Raw genomic sequence first — 14,487 nt, 5'->3', positions numbered from 1 at the left:
AAAGTCGAATACCGCCAGGTAAATCAAAACTGAGCTTAACCGCTTATCTACTGCAAATTTCCTAGCACAATCTAGGCTTATAGCCACATTTCGGTAAGTTTCATCCTGCGACAATCAGCCTCATAAAATTATGTACTAACTTGTTAATTAGCAAGCTAAGGGCTTAAACTGCGCACATTCCACCTGCTGAGATCCCTGGCATGAACGAAACACCGCGCGCCTCTGGCGCCACAAACATCATCCTGGTCGGCTTGGGCGTGATCGTCGCCCTGCTCGGCCTGCTCCTGGCTGCTGGCGGCGTCAAGCTTGCCGGCCTGGGCGGTTCCTGGTACTTCCTGATCGGCGGCCTGGCCATGGCCATCGCCGGTATTCTCATCGCTCGCCGCAAGCAGGCCGGCGCCTGGCTGTATGCGGCGTTCCTGGTCGGTACCGCAATCTGGGCGCTGAGCGACGCTGGCCTGGTGTTCTGGCCACTGTTCTCGCGCCTGTTCATGTTCGGCGCGATCGGCATGGTGGTGGCGCTGGTCTACCCGATGCTCGCCCGTGCCAATGGCGCCAGCGCAGGCCGTGGTGCCTACGGCATCGCCGGCGTGCTGGCCGTGGTGCTGGTAATCGCCGCAGGCAACATGTTCGTCGCCCATCCAAGCGTTGCCCCCACCGGCAAAGGCCCAGGCATGACCCCGGTCGAAACCGGCAAGGAGCAAAAGGACTGGGCCCACTACGGCAACACCGAAGGTGGCAGCCGCTTCGCCGCGCTGGACCAGATCAACCGCGACAACGTCAACAAGCTCAAGGTGGCCTGGACCTACCACACCGGTGACGTCGCCATCAGTGACGGCAACGGTGCCGAAGACCAGCTGACCCCGCTGCAGATCGGCAACAAGGTGTTCATCTGCACCCCGCACAACAACCTGATCGCCCTCGATGCCGACACCGGCAAAGAGCTGTGGAAGAACGAGATCAACGCCCAGTCCAAGGTCTGGCAGCGTTGCCGTGGCATGGCCTACTTCGACGCTACAGCCGCGATCGCCCAGCCGACCCAGCCGAACAGCTCGCCGATCACCGGCGGCAGCGTCGCGGCCGGTGCCAACTGCCAGCGTCGCCTGCTGACCAACACCATCGACGGTCGCCTGATCGCCGTGGACGCCGACAACGGCGAGTTCTGCCAGGGCTTCGGCAACAACGGCCAGGTCAACCTGATGGCCGGCCTGGGTAACGTGCCGGACTCCTACTACCAGCTGTCCTCCGCGCCGTTGATGGCCGGCACCACCGTGGTGGTCGGCGGCCGCGTTGCCGACAACGTCCAGACCGACATGCCAGGCGGCGTGATCCGTGGTTTCGACGTGATCACCGGCGAAATGCGCTGGGCCTTCGACCCAGGCAACCCGGAAGACCGCAAAGCGCCGGAAGGCGACAGCACCTACGTGCGCAGCACCCCGAACAGCTGGGCACCGATGTCCTACGACCCGGCGATGAACACCGTGTTCCTGCCAATGGGCTCGTCGTCCACCGACATCTATGGCGTTGAACGCAGCAAGCTGGACCACACCTACGGCGCCTCCGTGCTGGCCCTGGACGCCACCACCGGTAACCAGAAGTGGGTATTCCAGACCGTGCATAACGACCTCTGGGACTTCGACCTGCCGATGCAGCCGAGCCTGATCGACTTCACCAAGGACGACGGCAAGTCCGTGCCTGCAGTGGTGATCGGCACCAAGGCCGGGCAGATCTACGTGCTCGACCGCGCCACCGGCAAACCGCTGACCCAGGTCGACGAAGTGCCGGTCAAGCCAAGCAACATCCCCAACGAACCGTACTCCCCGACCCAGCCCAAATCGGTAGGCATGCCGCAGATCGGCGCGCAGACCCTGAGCGAATCGGACATGTGGGGTGCCACGCCGTATGACCAGCTGCTGTGCCGTATCGACTTCAAGAAGATGCGCTACGACGGCCTGTACACCGCGCCGGGTACTGACCTGTCGCTGAGCTTCCCGGGTTCGCTGGGTGGTATGAACTGGGGCAGCCTCTCCACCGACCCGGTGCATGGCTTCATCTTCGTCAACGACATGCGCCTGGGCCTGTGGATCCAGATGATCCCGTCGCAGAACAAGGGTGGCGCGGCCTCCGGTGGTGAAGCACTGAACACCGGCATGGGCGCGGTACCGCTCAAGGGCACCCCGTACGCCGTGAACAAGAACCGCTTCCTGTCGGTCGCCGGCATCCCGTGCCAGGCCCCGCCATTCGGCACCCTGACCGCCATCGACATGAAGACCCGCCAGATCGCCTGGCAGGTACCGGTCGGCACCGTGGAAGACACCGGCCCCCTGGGCATCCGCATGCACCTGCCGATCAAGATCGGCCTGCCGACCCTCGGCGGCACCCTGTCGACCCAAGGCGGCCTGGTGTTCATCGCCGGTACCCAGGACTTCTACCTGCGCGCCTACGACAGCAGCAACGGTAACGAAATCTGGAAAGCCCGCCTGCCTGTAGGCAGCCAGGGTGGCCCAATGACCTACGTTTCGCCGAAGACCGGCAAGCAGTACGTGGTGGTCACCGCTGGCGGTGCGCGCCAGTCGACTGATCGTGGCGACTATGTGATTTCTTACGCCCTGCCGTAAGACCGCGTCGCTGCATTCGCGGGCAAGCCCGCTCCCACAGGCTCTCCCCTGATCCTGGTGTGAGCGGGCTTGTTCGCGAATGGCCCCCCGAAAACAAAACGAGACACAGCAATGCCATCCGCAATCCGCATCACCCCTACCCTGCTTCTGGCCCTCGCCAGCACCGCTGCCCTGGCCGACGGCGACCTGCTCAACCGCAGCACCATGACCGGTGACTGGGGCGGCCTGCGTCACCAGCTCGAAGAAGACGGCGTCAAGATCACCGGCGACTACAGCGGTGAAACCGCCTACAACGCCCACGGCGGCCTGCACCGCTCGGCGCGCTACTCGCAGAACATCAAGCTCGGCGCACAGTTCGACCTGTCGAAACTGTACGGCCTGGAAAACGGCGGCAAGGTCCAGCTGACCATCAACGACCGCCGCGGCAACAGCGCTTCGGAAGACCTGGTCGGCAACCGCCTGCCGATCCAGGAAAACTACGGTGGCCTGTATACCCGCCTGACCGAACTGAGCTACGAACGCACCCTGTTTACCCCGGCGCTCAACGTCAAGCTCGGCTACATGGCCATGGGCAACGACCTCGGCGGCCTCGACAGCGGCATCCTGTGCAACTTCATGAACGCCGGCTTCTGCGGCCACCCGCTGAACATGTCCGGCGGCAGCGGCTGGACCAACTACCCCAACGCCCACCTCGGCGTGCGCGTGAAGTACGACCTGTCGCCGTCCTGGCAGTTGCGCGTGGCGGCGTTCAACGTCGACCCGGAAAGCAACGGCAACTCCAGCCGCGCCTGGCACCTGGGGCCCAAGCACACCACCGGCACCGTCGTGCCTGTTGAACTGGTGTACAAGCTGCAGGGCGAACTGCCGGGCGAGTACAAGCTGGGTTACTACTACGACAGCTCCGACGTGAAGCGCGTCGACAGCAGCAAGGAAGTGTCCGGTCGCGGTGGCCACTACCTGCTGGTCGACCAGGCCGTGTGGAACGACGCCGGTTCGCCGGGCCGCAGCCTGCACGCCTTCGGCCAGTACTCGGCAGCGAGCGAGGCCGCCTCGCCGTTCACCAAGTGGTACGGCGCCGGTGTGGTGCTGTACAAGCCGTTCGAAGGCCGCCCGCGCGATACCGTGGCCCTGGGCTATGGCCGCGCCGTGCCGAACCCGCGTAGCCGCGATGTGCTGGAAGACACTGCATTCAATGCCGGGCAACAGTTCCCCAACATCGACAATGCCGAGCAGTTGATCGAACTGAGCTATGGCTACCAGGCCACGCCGTGGCTGAACCTGCGCCCGGATGTACAGTACATCATCGAGCCAGGGGCGTTCTCCGGGAAGGAGATCGACAACGCGCTGGTCTTTGGCCTGCAGGTGAAGGCAACCTTCTAAGCCGCCGGGGCTGCTTCGCAGCCCATTCGCGGGCGCGCCCGCTCCCACAGGGACACCACAGCTCTCAAGCCCTGTGCAGTACCTGTGGGAGCGGGCATGCCCGCGAAGAAGCCGACACCTTCATACCTGCCTGAGGTAGTCCACCAACCTCAGCAACATCGCATCACAACCCTGCATCTGTTCGACGCTGACGAACTCGTCCGGCTTGTGCCCCTGGTCCATGCTGCCTGGCCCGCACACCACGGTCGGAATACCGGCCTGGTCGAACAGGCCGCCTTCGGTGCCGAATGCCACGGTGCCGAAATCATCCGAACCACTGAGCAATGCCACCAAGCGCGCGGCCTCACTGTCGGCTGGCGTAGCCAGCCCCGGATACGCACTCAACGGTTGCAGGCGAATGGCACTGCCGGCGTTGACCTTGCGCATGCGGGGCAGCAACTCGGCCTCGGCGTAGGTCTGCAATTGGTCGGCCACCGCCTGCGCTTCGAACCCCGGCAGCGCGCGCACCTCGAAATCGAACGCACATTCCTCCGGCACGATGTTCAGCGCCCTGCCCCCTTTGATGACCCCGGTCTGTACCGTGGAGAACGGCGGGTCGAAGCGCTCGTCGTGATGGGCCGGCAATGCCAGGGCATCACCGATCTCGCCCAGCTTGCCGATCAGCTTGGCTGCGTACTCGATGGCATTCACCCCGTAAGGTGCGTACGCCGAGTGGCACGCCGCGCCATGCACTTCGCAACGCATCGCCAGCTTGCCCTTGTGACCAAGCACTGGCTTCAGTTCGGTAGGCTCACCGATGAGGCACAGGCGCGGCTTGTGCGGGCGCTTTTCCAGTGCGGCCAGCATCGAGCGCACGCCCAGGCAGCCAACTTCCTCGTCATAGGAGAACGCCAGGTGCACCGGCATGCGCAGCGGTTGCGCCAGGAATGCCGGCACGGCAGCCAACACCGAGGCGATGAAGCCCTTCATGTCCGCCGTGCCACGGCCATACAGGCGCCCATCGCGCTCGGTCAGGGCGAAGGCCGGCAGCGTCCAGGCCTGGCCGTCCACCGGCACCACGTCGGTGTGCCCGGACAGCACCACACCGCCGATATCCTTGGGGCCGATGGTGGCGAACAGGTTGGCCTTGCTGCCTTCCGGGTTGTGGAACAGCTCGCACTCAACGCCAAGCCCGGCCAGGTAGTCGCGGATGAAACCGATCAGCTCAAGGTTGGAGTCGCGGCTGACCGTGGCAAAGCCGATCAGCCGCTCCAGCAAGGCGCGGCTGCTGAATTCACTCATCGCCCGGTACCCCGTAGCTGGGGGCGGCAGTCGGGTCGAGGGCGCGGGTAACGTAGTCCTGCATCTGCGGGCGGTACGCCTGCCACAGGCCATCGAGCACGCCGATCGGGTCCTCATCGGCCCAGTCCACACGCAGGTCCACCAGCGGCCAGGTCAGCTCGCCGGCGATCTTCAGCGCTGCGGAATGCACCGGGCCCGCTTCGCCACCGGCTGCCATCGCCGCATGCATGGCCGCCAGCAGGCGATCCGCCAGATGCCCACCGGCCTGCTCGAAGGCCTGCACCATGGCTTCGATCACCTGGAGCGAGGACAACAGGTTGCCAGCGGCCGCACACTGCTCGCCCGCCACGGCGTTGTGCACGCCCAACGCTTCCTTGCCGGTGAACAGCGCCACCTGGCCCTGGCTGTCGATCACCGTGACCTGGCGATACTCGCTCCAGCCATTGGCGCTGAGCACCCGATCCAGCGCGGCGGCAGGCGGCAACTGGCCCTGCTCCAGGGCATCGAGGATTTGCGGGCCGAGGGCCGGCAAGGTGATGTTCTGGGTCGACACGGCGCCGACGCCAGCACGGACCCACGGGCAGCGGGCGCCCACGGCGATGCTCGACGAGCTGATGGCAATACCGACCTGGCCGGTTTCCTGGCAGCGACCGATGATGGAGAAGGTCATGGTGGAACTCCTGTTGTTCTGTGCGATGCCCAGCATTCTGGGCGGAACCTTCAGGGCCACGAAACCAACTTTTTCCTGTGCCTTGAACAGGAAAAAACTAAGCCCGGCCAATACCCCACGAAAAGCCCTGCAAACCCCGGCCAAGCCCAGGCAAATCGGGGTCTTCGCCGTTTTATCGGCAAGCCCCAGCTAAATACTATTTTCGCGATTTTCCAGGCATCCCTAGTCTGACCCCAGGCAACGGCGGTCCTCCAAACCGACCTGACAAAAACCGCCTGAACAAGGGCTCGGACATGACACTGAACAACATCGAAATCGACACCCTCGTGGTTGGCGCCGGCCAGGCCGGCGTGGCCATGAGCGAACACCTGAGCAAGCTTGGCGTGCCGCACCTGGTGCTGGAGCGCAAGCGCATCGCCGAGGCCTGGCGCACTGGCCGCTGGGATTCGCTGGTGGCCAACGGCCCGGTCTGGCACGACCGCTTCCCGGGGCTGGAATTCAACCTCGACGCCGACGCCTTCGCCGGCAAGGACCAGGTCGCCGACTACTTCGAGCAGTACGTACGCAAGTACAACCTGCCGGTACGCACCGGCATCGAAGTGAAGAAGGTGGTACGCAATGCCGACCGCCCCGGCTTCACCATCGAGACCAACGAAGGCGTGATCCGCGCCAACCGTGTAGTGGCTGCCACCGGCCCGTTCCAGAAACCGGTGATCCCGGCCATCGCGCCGAAAGATGCCAACCTGCACCAGATCCACTCCGCCGCCTACTACAACCCCGAGCAGCTGCCTGAAGGCGCCGTGCTGGTGGTAGGCGCCGGCTCCTCCGGTGTGCAGATTGCCGAAGAGCTGATGCGTGCCGGGCGCCAGGTGTACCTGTCGGTAGGCGCTCACGACCGCCCGCCACGGGCCTACCGCAACCGCGACTTCTGCTGGTGGCTGGGCGTACTGGGCGAGTGGGACGCGGAAATCGCCAAACCGGGCCGCGAGCACGTGACCATCGCCGTCAGTGGCGCCCGTGGCGGCCACACCGTGGACTTCCGCGCCCTCGCCCACCAGGGCATGACCCTGGTCGGCCTGACCCAGTCGTTCGAAAACGGCGTGGCACGCTTCCAGGACAACCTGGTCGACAACATCAACCGCGGCGACGAGAACTACCTGGCCCTGCTGGATGCCGCCGATACCTACATCGAGCGCAACGGCCTGGACCTGCCGGAAGAACCCGAAGCGCGCAAGCGCCTGGCCGACCCGGCATGCATGACCAACCCGCTGCAGCAACTGGACCTGGCCCAGGCCGGCGTCACCAGCATCATCTGGGCCACCGGCTACGGCGTGGACTTCAGCTGGCTGCAGGTCGACACCTTCGACGCCAACGGCAAGCCCCAGCACCAGCGTGGCGTCGCCCGCGAGCCGGGCGTGTACTTCCTCGGCCTGCCATGGCTGTCGCGCCGTGGCTCGTCGTTCATCTGGGGCGTGTGGCACGACGCCAAGCATGTCGCCGGCCATATCGCCACGCAACGCACCTACCTGGCCTACCGCGACCGCGAACAACGCGACGCGGATGAGCAAGAAAACCCGATCAGCAACGTCAGCACCTTTGGAGCCCACTGATGCCTACCCATACTCGCATCCGCATGTTCAACACCAAGGAAACCTACCCCAACCAGACCCTGGACAACGACCTGTGCCAGGCCGTGCGGGCCGGTAACACCATCTACGTGCGCGGCCAGGTCGGCACCGATTTCGAAGGCAAGCTGGTAGGCCTGGGTGACCCTCGGGCGCAGACCGAGCAGGCGATGAAGAACGTCAAGCAACTGCTCGAAGAGGCCGGCTCCGACTTGTCGCACATCGTCAAGACCACCACCTACATCACCGACCCGCGCTTCCGTGAGCCGGTGTACAAGGAAGTGGGCAAGTGGCTCAAGGGCGTGTTCCCGATCTCCACCGGGCTGGTGGTGGCCGGCTTGGCCCAGGCCGAGTGGCTGATGGAAATCGACGTGATCGCAGTGGTGCCGGATCAGCAATGATCCATTTGAGATAGCTGGGGCCGCTTCGCGGCCCTTTCGCGACACAAGGCCGCTCCTACAGGAAATATGTGATCCCTGTAGGAGCGGCCTTGTGTCGCGAAAGGGGCGCAGAGCGCCCCCAATGTCTTCAGAACTTGGCCAATTCTTCGCGGCAAAACTCGACGAACAACTGCGCAGGTTTGGTCAGCTGCACCCGCTTCAGGTGCGCCGCCGCCAACCCCGACAGCGCCACCGGCTCGGCGATGTCGATCGTCACCAGCTTCTGCCCGTCATAAGTGCATTCCGAGTGCGGCCGGGTCACCAGCAGCGAAAACCCGAAACCCTGCCCCACCATCCCGCGCACCATCTCGATCGATGGCGAACTGAAGACGATGTTCGGCGTCAGGCCCATTTCATTGAACAGGCTGACGAAGTAGGTCCGGCTCGGCGCCACGTCCAGCAGGATCATTGGCTCAGGGCACAGGTCGCGCAACGACACCTGCGCCTGGCCAGCGAAGCGGTGCTTCTCGGGCAGCAGCACGTAGGGCTTTTGCGGCGGCATCAAGGGCTCAGCTTCAATGGTGCCGTCCAGGTCGTGGTCATAGAGAAACGCCAGGTCGAAGGTACCTGCGGTCAAGCCCTGGATCAGGTCCTGCTGCTCGCCGTCGCGCAGGCGGATATCCACGCCCGGATAGCGCTCGCGAAAGCCGGCGATCAGCCGCGGCAGATACAGCGGCGCCACGGTTTCGAAGCACCCGATGTCGATCTGACCGGCCACAGTGTCGTTGTCGGCCAGGGCGTTCTGCTCGAACTCGTGGGCCATCTGCAACAGCGACTTGGTCTTGGCGTAGAAACGCTTGCCACTTGGCGTCAGCGAGACGCCCTGGGCGTGGTGGCGGATGAACAGCTGCACACCAAAGCTTTCTTCCAGGCTCTTGATCGCCGTGGAGATCGACGGCTGGGCGATGTACAGCTGCCGCGAGGCTTCGGCAACGCTGCCGGCCTCGACGGTGGTGACGAAGTATTTGAGTTGTCGCAGGGTATAGGAAGCCACAGGCACCTCGTTGGCGCCGTTCGCGGGCGCCTTGGAATTTTCCTGCCACTTTACCTTGTGGCCTGATTCAGCGCGCTGCTGGGTGATGAAGGATTTGCCTATGGCTTGAACATACTTTTGTGTTGCCCTCCGGGCTACGCCTCGCTGGTGAAACAGGCCAGAACGTCTTTACTGGAAGGTAACGACCCGCAGGTACGGTGTGCGCCTATGAAGATCGTTGTCACCAGCATCCTCGTCGACGACCAGGCCAAGGCCCTGGCGTTCTACCATTACGTACTGGGCTTCGAGCCCAAGCACGACATCCCCATGGGCCAGCATCGCTGGCTGACGCTGACCTCACCCAATGACCCGAATGGTGTCGAGCTATTATTGGAGCCCGATGCGCACCCGGCGGCCAAAATCTACAAGCAAGCGCTGAAGCAGGACGGCATTCCGGCCACCTCGTTCGGCGTGCGCGATATCCAGGCCGAGTACACCCGGCTGTGCAAGGCCGGCGTGAAGTTCACCCAGGAGCCCACCGACCTTGGCCCGGTCACGGTCGCGGTGTTCGACGACACCTGCGGCAACCTGATCCAGATCGCCCAGAAACACTGAGCAGCGCCCATGGCAGCCAGTGCTGCCATTGGCTACATTGCAGCTGTACCCCGTGCGCCACAACAAGGAAAACAGATGCGCCACGAATTCAGCGAAGTGCTCAATGACCTGGTCGACTATTTCCTGCTGGGCGATATCCAGCTGCTCGACCGTTTCAAACACGAAAACCACCTGTCCGACGACCTGGCCCGCGAGTTCACCAGCAACGACAGCGGCGACAAGGCCGTGGCCGAAGGCGTGGTGGTGCCGCTGGCGGGGGTCGACAACCTGCCTTACCACATTCTGTTCACCCTCGATGGCCACACACCGGCCCTGCTCGAACCCGGCAGCCGGCTCAAGCACCGGCGCAACGGCTATGTGCTGCAGGTCGAGCACCGCGCGGTGATGCTCTACACCTGGCGCATCCTGCAGCACTTCACCAACAAGACGCTGGGAGACCTGATAGCGCGCTACCAGGTGCCGGGGCGGCCGATCATCGAGCTGGACAATGGCTGGTATGACGTCGAGGTGCTGGCAGGGGCGCTGATCAGGGATGGGCTGTACGAACCTGCTTTTGAATTTGTGATGAAGAAGCGTTGGAGTCGGGGTGAGGCCAAGGGGGTGGATACCGGGTATGCCTTTACCTTGCGCGGGTATTTCGACTGACTTTTGCCTGTGCCGGCCCCTTCGCGGGACAAGCCCGCTCCTACAGGTACATCACCGGCCCAGCGAACGGCGTGTACCTGTAGGAGCGGGCTTGCCCCGCGAAGAGGCCAGACCTGCCTAACTGATATCCCGATCCTTGGTCTCGGGCAGGAAGAAGATCCCCAGCACCGCCGTCATCAGCGCAATCACGATCGGGTACCACAGCCCGTAGTAGATATCCCCGGTCGCCGCCACCATGGCGAACGCCACCGTCGGCAGGAAACCACCGAACCAGCCATTGCCGATGTGGTATGGCAGCGACATCGAGGTGTAGCGGATGCGCGCCGGGAACAGTTCAACCAGCCAGGCGGCGATCGGCCCGTAGACCATGGTCACGTAGATCACCAACAGGGTCAGCAGCAACAGCACCATCGGGTAGTGGATCTTCGCCGGGTCGGCCTTTTCCGGGTAACCCGCCTCCTTCAAGGCACTGCCCATGGTCGCGGTGAAGGCATCGCTCTGGGCCTTCAAGTCAGCGGCCGCCAGGCTGCTGCCGTCGAAGCTCGGGATCACCCGCTCACCGATGCGAACCTGCGCCACGCTGCCAGGCTCGGCCGCCTGGTTGGTGTAGGGAATCGCACGCTTGGCCAGCAGGCTCTTGGCGATGTCGCACGAGCTGGTGAATCTGGCCTTGCCCACCGGGTCGAACTGGAACGCGCACTGCCCAGGGTCGGCGACCACTACCACCGGGTTCTGCTCCTGGGCGACGAACACGTCCGGGTTGCCGTACTCGGTCAGCGCCTTGAAGATCGGGAAGTAGGTCAGCGCGGCGATGATGCAGCCAGCCATGACGATTTTCTTGCGGCCGATGCGGTCCGACAGGCTGCCGAAGAAGATGAAGAACGGCGTGCCGATCAGCAAGGAACCGGCGATCAGCAGGTTGGCGGTCTGCGGGTCGATCTTGAGCATCTGCAACAGGAAGAACAGCGCGTAGAACTGCCCGGTGTACCACACCACCGCTTGCCCGGCAGTACCGCCGAGCAACGACATGATCACCACCTTGAGGTTTTCCCAGCGGGCGAACGACTCGGTCAGCGGCGCCTTGCACGCCTTGCCCTCGGCCTTCATCTTCAGGAAAACCGGCGACTCGTTGAGCTGCATGCGGATGTACACCGAGATTGCCAGCAGCAGGATCGACAACAAGAACGGCACCCGCCAGCCCCAGGCCTCGAACACCTCGGTGCCCATGACGGTGCGGCAAGCCAGGATCACCAGCAGCGAAAGGAACAGACCAAGCGTGGCGGTGGTCTGGATCCACGCCGTGAAGAAGCCGCGCCGGCCCTTGGGCGCGTGCTCGGCCACATAGGTGGCTGCGCCACCATACTCGCCACCCAGCGCCAGGCCCTGGAGCAGGCGCAGGGTGATCAGGATGATCGGTGCCGCCACGCCAATCGCCGCATAGCTGGGCAACAGCCCCACCACTGCGGTGGACAGGCCCATGATGACGATGGTGATGAGGAAGGTGTGCTTGCGCCCGATCATGTCGCCCAGGCGGCCGAACACAATGGCCCCGAACGGCCGCACGGCAAAGCCGGCGGCAAAGGCCAGCAAGGCGAAGATGAACGAGGTGGTTTCATTGACGCCGGCGAAGAAGTGCTTGGCGATGATCGCTGCCAGCGAGCCGTACAGGTAGAAGTCGTACCATTCGAACACAGTGCCCAGCGAGGAGGCGAAGATGACCTTGCGCTCCTCCTTGGTGATGCCCCGTTGGGGCGCGCTACTGCCCGTGGAAGCGCTGTCGAGAACCGCCATGGGTTGCCTCCGTCTTGTCGTTATCGCAGGCCGGAGTACCTCACACCCATTTCACCGTCGCACCCAGGCCCTAGGGCTAGCATTGGTTGCGCGAAGCACGACGAGGTCAGCTGCCTCGGATCGCAGCAAGTTAACTGAAGCATAATCGGCTTTGCTGCAATATCCACTTGCCAGCATCGCCAGATGCCATCACCCCAGAAACCGCTGCACCTCGGCCAGGACGGCCTCGGTCTGTTCCCGGTGCGGAACATGCCCGCAGCCCGGCAGCAGACGCATCACGCTCGGCCCTGCGGCCAGCGTGGTGAAGCGCCGGGGATGCGCTGGCGAACCGAATTCGTCCTGGTCGCCATGCAGGCTGAGCAGCGGGCAATGCACCTGCGCCAGCAGCGCATCCAGGGTCCAGTCGGCGAAGGCGTCATCCAGCCAGGTGTCCACCCAGGCGCGCAACACCCATTCGCCCTTGTCGCCGTGATAACGCGCCAGACGCTGCAGCTGCCCGGGGGCGGCGAACTGCTGGTCGGCATCGCGGATGCCCTGCAAGGTGCGATCCTCGACAAAGGCCTGGGCCGATTCGATGACAAGGCCGCGGCAATGCTTGCCATGGGTTGCTGCGCAGCCGACGGCCATGCCGCCGCCGACACTGTGGCCAAAGACGATGAAGTCGCCGATGCCCAGTTGCCGCCGCAACGCCGCAAAGCCCTGCTCCGCTTCAGCCTCGACAAAGCCTCGGCGCAACCGGCCTGGATGCGCATCGGAGCGGCCGAAGCCCAGTCGGTCATAGGCAATCACCCGCTGCCGGGTGGCTGTAGCCAGCAGTCCGGGGAAGTCACGCCACAAGGCAACGCAGCCCAGCGAATCGTGCAACAGTATGATCGGCACGCCTTGGGCGTTCAGGGGGCGCCAGTCCTGGGCGAACAGTTTGCCGTCAGGCGTATCGATCCAGTGCTCGAGCACGTCGACCTGCGTCATGCCGCCCCCTCGACCGGGCCCTTGAGCTCGACCTGATTGCCATCGGGGTCGAAACAGTACAGCGACAGCCCTTCGCCTTCGGCGCCATAGCGCTTCTCGGCTGGTTCGACCGCCACCCCAGCCGCCTGCAGGTAAGCCGTCAGGGCCTGCTCGTCGAACGGTTCGATGCGCAGGCAGAAGTGGTGCAGATTACGCCCTTCCGCCCCCGGCGCCGCACCGCCAGGCCGGCCCAGCGGGCCGTCGAGGGTTACCAGGTCGATCATTGCCGTGCCGGTCGCCAGGTGGACCATGCCCAGGTCCGGGCGCTCACGGCCGACAGTGCAACCCAGCAGGTCACGGTAGAAGGCCACGCTGCGCGGCAGGTCGGTGACCCGCAGCACCAGGTGGTCGATGTGCTTGATGGCGAACGGTCGCATGCCAGGTCTCCTTGTGGCGAGTGCCCGTGAACGTTCGCCACCATAGCCCAGGACCTGGGCCGCTGACCATCACCGCCTATTCATTCACCAGGCGCTGCAGCAGGCCGCCTTCATGGCAGGCGAGGATGCGCAGGATCTGATCGACCAGTGCCCGGTCCGGCGCCTCGAGGTGGAAATGATGGCCACCGGGGTGCCAGGACACTTTGGCATGGCCCGGCAACGCCGCCTGACGCTGTTCGAAACCCGTGCCAGTGAATGCGCCTTGCCTGCCGAACATCAGGTACAACGGGCAGCGGATTTCCCGCAGCAGGTCGCACGCCTCGCGCTCGGTCAGCGGCATGGGCTCGGGCAGCACCAGCCGTGGGTCGTGACGCCAACAGTAACCGTCGGCCAGCTGCAGCAGATCGCGCAGGGCCAGCAGACGGGCGGCCTCCTCGCTCAATTCGCCATCGAGGCGCTTGCGCCGTTGTTCGAGCGCGCTTTCCAGGTTGTCGAACCGGCTGCCATCGGGCTCACCAAAACCCTGCAACTGGCTTCGCTGGACCATCTTTTTCAGCCGATAGGCGCGCGCCAGGTGCTGCACGCGATCATCCTCGGCGACGGTGAACGGCGCACCGATGCCATCGAGGAAGATCATGCTGGCGATGCCGCTGGTCATGGCGGCGAGCAGCGAGGCAATACCGGTGCCCATGCCATGGGCGAGCACATGAAACTGGGACAGGCCCAGGCTATCGGTGACCGCCAGCATGTCCTCGGCATGTTCCCAGAGGTAATAGCCGCTGTCGTGGCGGCGGTGATCGGAGCGGCCATGGCCGACCAGGTCCGGTGCAACCACGAAGCAGCCCTCCAACAGCGGCCCCAGGCGCTCGAACGAGGCCGCATTGTCCAGCCAGCCATGCAAGGCCAGCACCGGGATGCCATCTTCAGGCCCCCAGGTCCTTACCGCTATTTCAATACCCTCGAGGTCCAGCAGGTGATCCTTGGGACTGCACAGCGAATGCATCGGAGTTCTCCCTGTCAGAGTGCCGGCCCGAGGCCAGGCGTCACGCAGCGCCGGCCTGCAG

Annotated in this window: 13 protein-coding genes; 6 read left to right on the top strand and 7 right to left on the bottom strand. The window is 64.3% G+C overall.

Annotation, left to right across the window (positions count from 1 at the left end):
* The first annotated feature begins 200 nt into the window (after nt 1-200).
* Together J7573_RS08355 and J7573_RS08350 are read left to right on the top strand one after the other, a co-directional pair.
* Nucleotides 201-2,618 carry a glucose/quinate/shikimate family membrane-bound PQQ-dependent dehydrogenase gene (locus J7573_RS08355; RefSeq protein ID WP_294332391.1) on the top strand — a complete coding sequence of 806 codons (2,418 nt, stop codon included), beginning with the start codon at nt 201-203 and terminating at the stop codon, nt 2,616-2,618.
* Nucleotides 2,619-2,729: 111 nt separating this feature from the next.
* Nucleotides 2,730-3,998: a carbohydrate porin gene (locus J7573_RS08350; protein WP_294332387.1), complete on the top strand. Its 1,269-nt coding sequence runs from the start codon at nt 2,730-2,732 to the stop codon at nt 3,996-3,998.
* Nucleotides 3,999-4,118: 120 nt separating this feature from the next.
* Here the strand turns inward: J7573_RS08350 and argE are convergent, their stop codons facing one another.
* Entirely contained in the window at nt 4,119-5,279 is a 1,161-nt protein-coding gene (gene argE, locus J7573_RS08345) for an acetylornithine deacetylase (RefSeq protein ID WP_294332385.1), read from the bottom strand.
* On the bottom strand, nt 5,272-5,949 hold the full coding sequence (locus tag J7573_RS08340) for a DUF1028 domain-containing protein (protein ID WP_103447616.1): 678 nt from the start codon (nt 5,947-5,949) through the stop codon (nt 5,272-5,274). The genes argE and J7573_RS08340 overlap by 8 nt, the downstream gene beginning before the upstream one ends.
* Nucleotides 5,950-6,242: 293 nt before the next feature.
* Here J7573_RS08340 and J7573_RS08335 point away from each other — a divergent pair, with 293 nt between their 5' ends.
* Nucleotides 6,243-7,559 (top strand): NAD(P)/FAD-dependent oxidoreductase, encoded by a 1,317-nt coding sequence (locus J7573_RS08335; RefSeq protein ID WP_294332379.1) that lies wholly within the window; start codon nt 6,243-6,245, stop codon nt 7,557-7,559.
* On the top strand, nt 7,559-7,975 hold the full coding sequence (locus tag J7573_RS08330; protein WP_014590706.1) for a RidA family protein: 417 nt from the start codon (nt 7,559-7,561) through the stop codon (nt 7,973-7,975). The genes J7573_RS08335 and J7573_RS08330 overlap by 1 nt, the downstream gene beginning before the upstream one ends.
* A gap of 127 nt (nt 7,976-8,102) precedes the next feature.
* Here the strand turns inward: J7573_RS08330 and J7573_RS08325 are convergent, their stop codons facing one another.
* Entirely contained in the window at nt 8,103-9,008 is a 906-nt protein-coding gene (locus J7573_RS08325) for a LysR family transcriptional regulator (protein WP_085677657.1), read from the bottom strand.
* 207 nt (nt 9,009-9,215) lie between these two features.
* On the opposite strand from J7573_RS08325, the gene J7573_RS08320 reads away from it, so the two are divergent.
* Both J7573_RS08320 and J7573_RS08315 read left to right on the top strand, forming a co-directional pair.
* Nucleotides 9,216-9,602, top strand: a complete 387-nt coding sequence (locus tag J7573_RS08320; RefSeq protein ID WP_294332347.1) for a VOC family protein — start codon at nt 9,216-9,218, stop codon at nt 9,600-9,602.
* A 75-nt stretch (nt 9,603-9,677) separates the two neighbouring features.
* Nucleotides 9,678-10,247 (top strand): hypothetical protein, encoded by a 570-nt coding sequence (locus tag J7573_RS08315; RefSeq protein WP_294332345.1) that lies wholly within the window; start codon nt 9,678-9,680, stop codon nt 10,245-10,247.
* Nucleotides 10,248-10,364: 117 nt separating this feature from the next.
* On the opposite strand, the gene J7573_RS08310 is transcribed toward J7573_RS08315, so the two are convergent.
* The 4 genes from J7573_RS08310 to J7573_RS08295 all read right to left on the bottom strand — a co-directional run bounded on the left by J7573_RS08310 (nt 10,365) and on the right by J7573_RS08295 (nt 14,426).
* The gene (locus tag J7573_RS08310) at nt 10,365-12,038 is read right to left on the bottom strand and encodes an MFS transporter (protein WP_294332342.1); all 1,674 of its coding nucleotides are present in this window, start codon (nt 12,036-12,038) and stop codon (nt 10,365-10,367) included.
* A gap of 189 nt (nt 12,039-12,227) precedes the next feature.
* A complete protein-coding gene (locus J7573_RS08305; RefSeq protein ID WP_294332341.1) occupies nt 12,228-13,007 on the bottom strand; it encodes an alpha/beta hydrolase in 780 nt (259 codons plus the stop codon).
* Nucleotides 13,004-13,423, bottom strand: a complete 420-nt coding sequence (locus J7573_RS08300) for a VOC family protein (RefSeq protein WP_294332338.1) — start codon at nt 13,421-13,423, stop codon at nt 13,004-13,006. The genes J7573_RS08305 and J7573_RS08300 overlap by 4 nt, the downstream gene beginning before the upstream one ends.
* Nucleotides 13,424-13,499: 76 nt before the next feature.
* A complete protein-coding gene (locus tag J7573_RS08295) occupies nt 13,500-14,426 on the bottom strand; it encodes an alpha/beta hydrolase (protein ID WP_294332335.1) in 927 nt (308 codons plus the stop codon).
* Between the last annotated feature and the right edge of the window lie 61 nt (nt 14,427-14,487).

Source organism: Pseudomonas sp. (assembly GCF_017744435.1).
Lineage (GTDB): Bacteria > Pseudomonadota > Gammaproteobacteria > Pseudomonadales > Pseudomonadaceae > Aquipseudomonas.
Note: the sequence above shows the minus strand (reverse complement) of the source record. Positions and strands in the feature narration are given on the sequence as shown.

Excerpts from the sequence above, each read along its gene's own strand:
- J7573_RS08320 (WP_294332347.1), top strand. The coding sequence starts at position 9,216 with ATGAAGATCGTTGTCACCAGCATCCTCGTCGACGACCAGGCCAAGGCC.
- J7573_RS08340 (WP_103447616.1), bottom strand. The coding sequence starts at position 5,949 with ATGACCTTCTCCATCATCGGTCGCTGCCAGGAAACCGGCCAGGTCGGT.
- argE (WP_294332385.1), bottom strand. The coding sequence starts at position 5,279 with ATGAGTGAATTCAGCAGCCGCGCCTTGCTGGAGCGGCTGATCGGCTTT.
- J7573_RS08355 (WP_294332391.1), top strand. The coding sequence starts at position 201 with ATGAACGAAACACCGCGCGCCTCTGGCGCCACAAACATCATCCTGGTC.
- J7573_RS08310 (WP_294332342.1), bottom strand. The coding sequence starts at position 12,038 with ATGGCGGTTCTCGACAGCGCTTCCACGGGCAGTAGCGCGCCCCAACGG.
- J7573_RS08330 (WP_014590706.1), top strand. The coding sequence starts at position 7,559 with ATGCCTACCCATACTCGCATCCGCATGTTCAACACCAAGGAAACCTAC.
- J7573_RS08305 (WP_294332341.1), bottom strand. The coding sequence starts at position 13,007 with ATGACGCAGGTCGACGTGCTCGAGCACTGGATCGATACGCCTGACGGC.
- J7573_RS08335 (WP_294332379.1), top strand. The coding sequence starts at position 6,243 with ATGACACTGAACAACATCGAAATCGACACCCTCGTGGTTGGCGCCGGC.
- J7573_RS08315 (WP_294332345.1), top strand. The coding sequence starts at position 9,678 with ATGCGCCACGAATTCAGCGAAGTGCTCAATGACCTGGTCGACTATTTC.
- J7573_RS08300 (WP_294332338.1), bottom strand. The coding sequence starts at position 13,423 with ATGCGACCGTTCGCCATCAAGCACATCGACCACCTGGTGCTGCGGGTC.
- J7573_RS08295 (WP_294332335.1), bottom strand. The coding sequence starts at position 14,426 with ATGCATTCGCTGTGCAGTCCCAAGGATCACCTGCTGGACCTCGAGGGT.
- J7573_RS08350 (WP_294332387.1), top strand. The coding sequence starts at position 2,730 with ATGCCATCCGCAATCCGCATCACCCCTACCCTGCTTCTGGCCCTCGCC.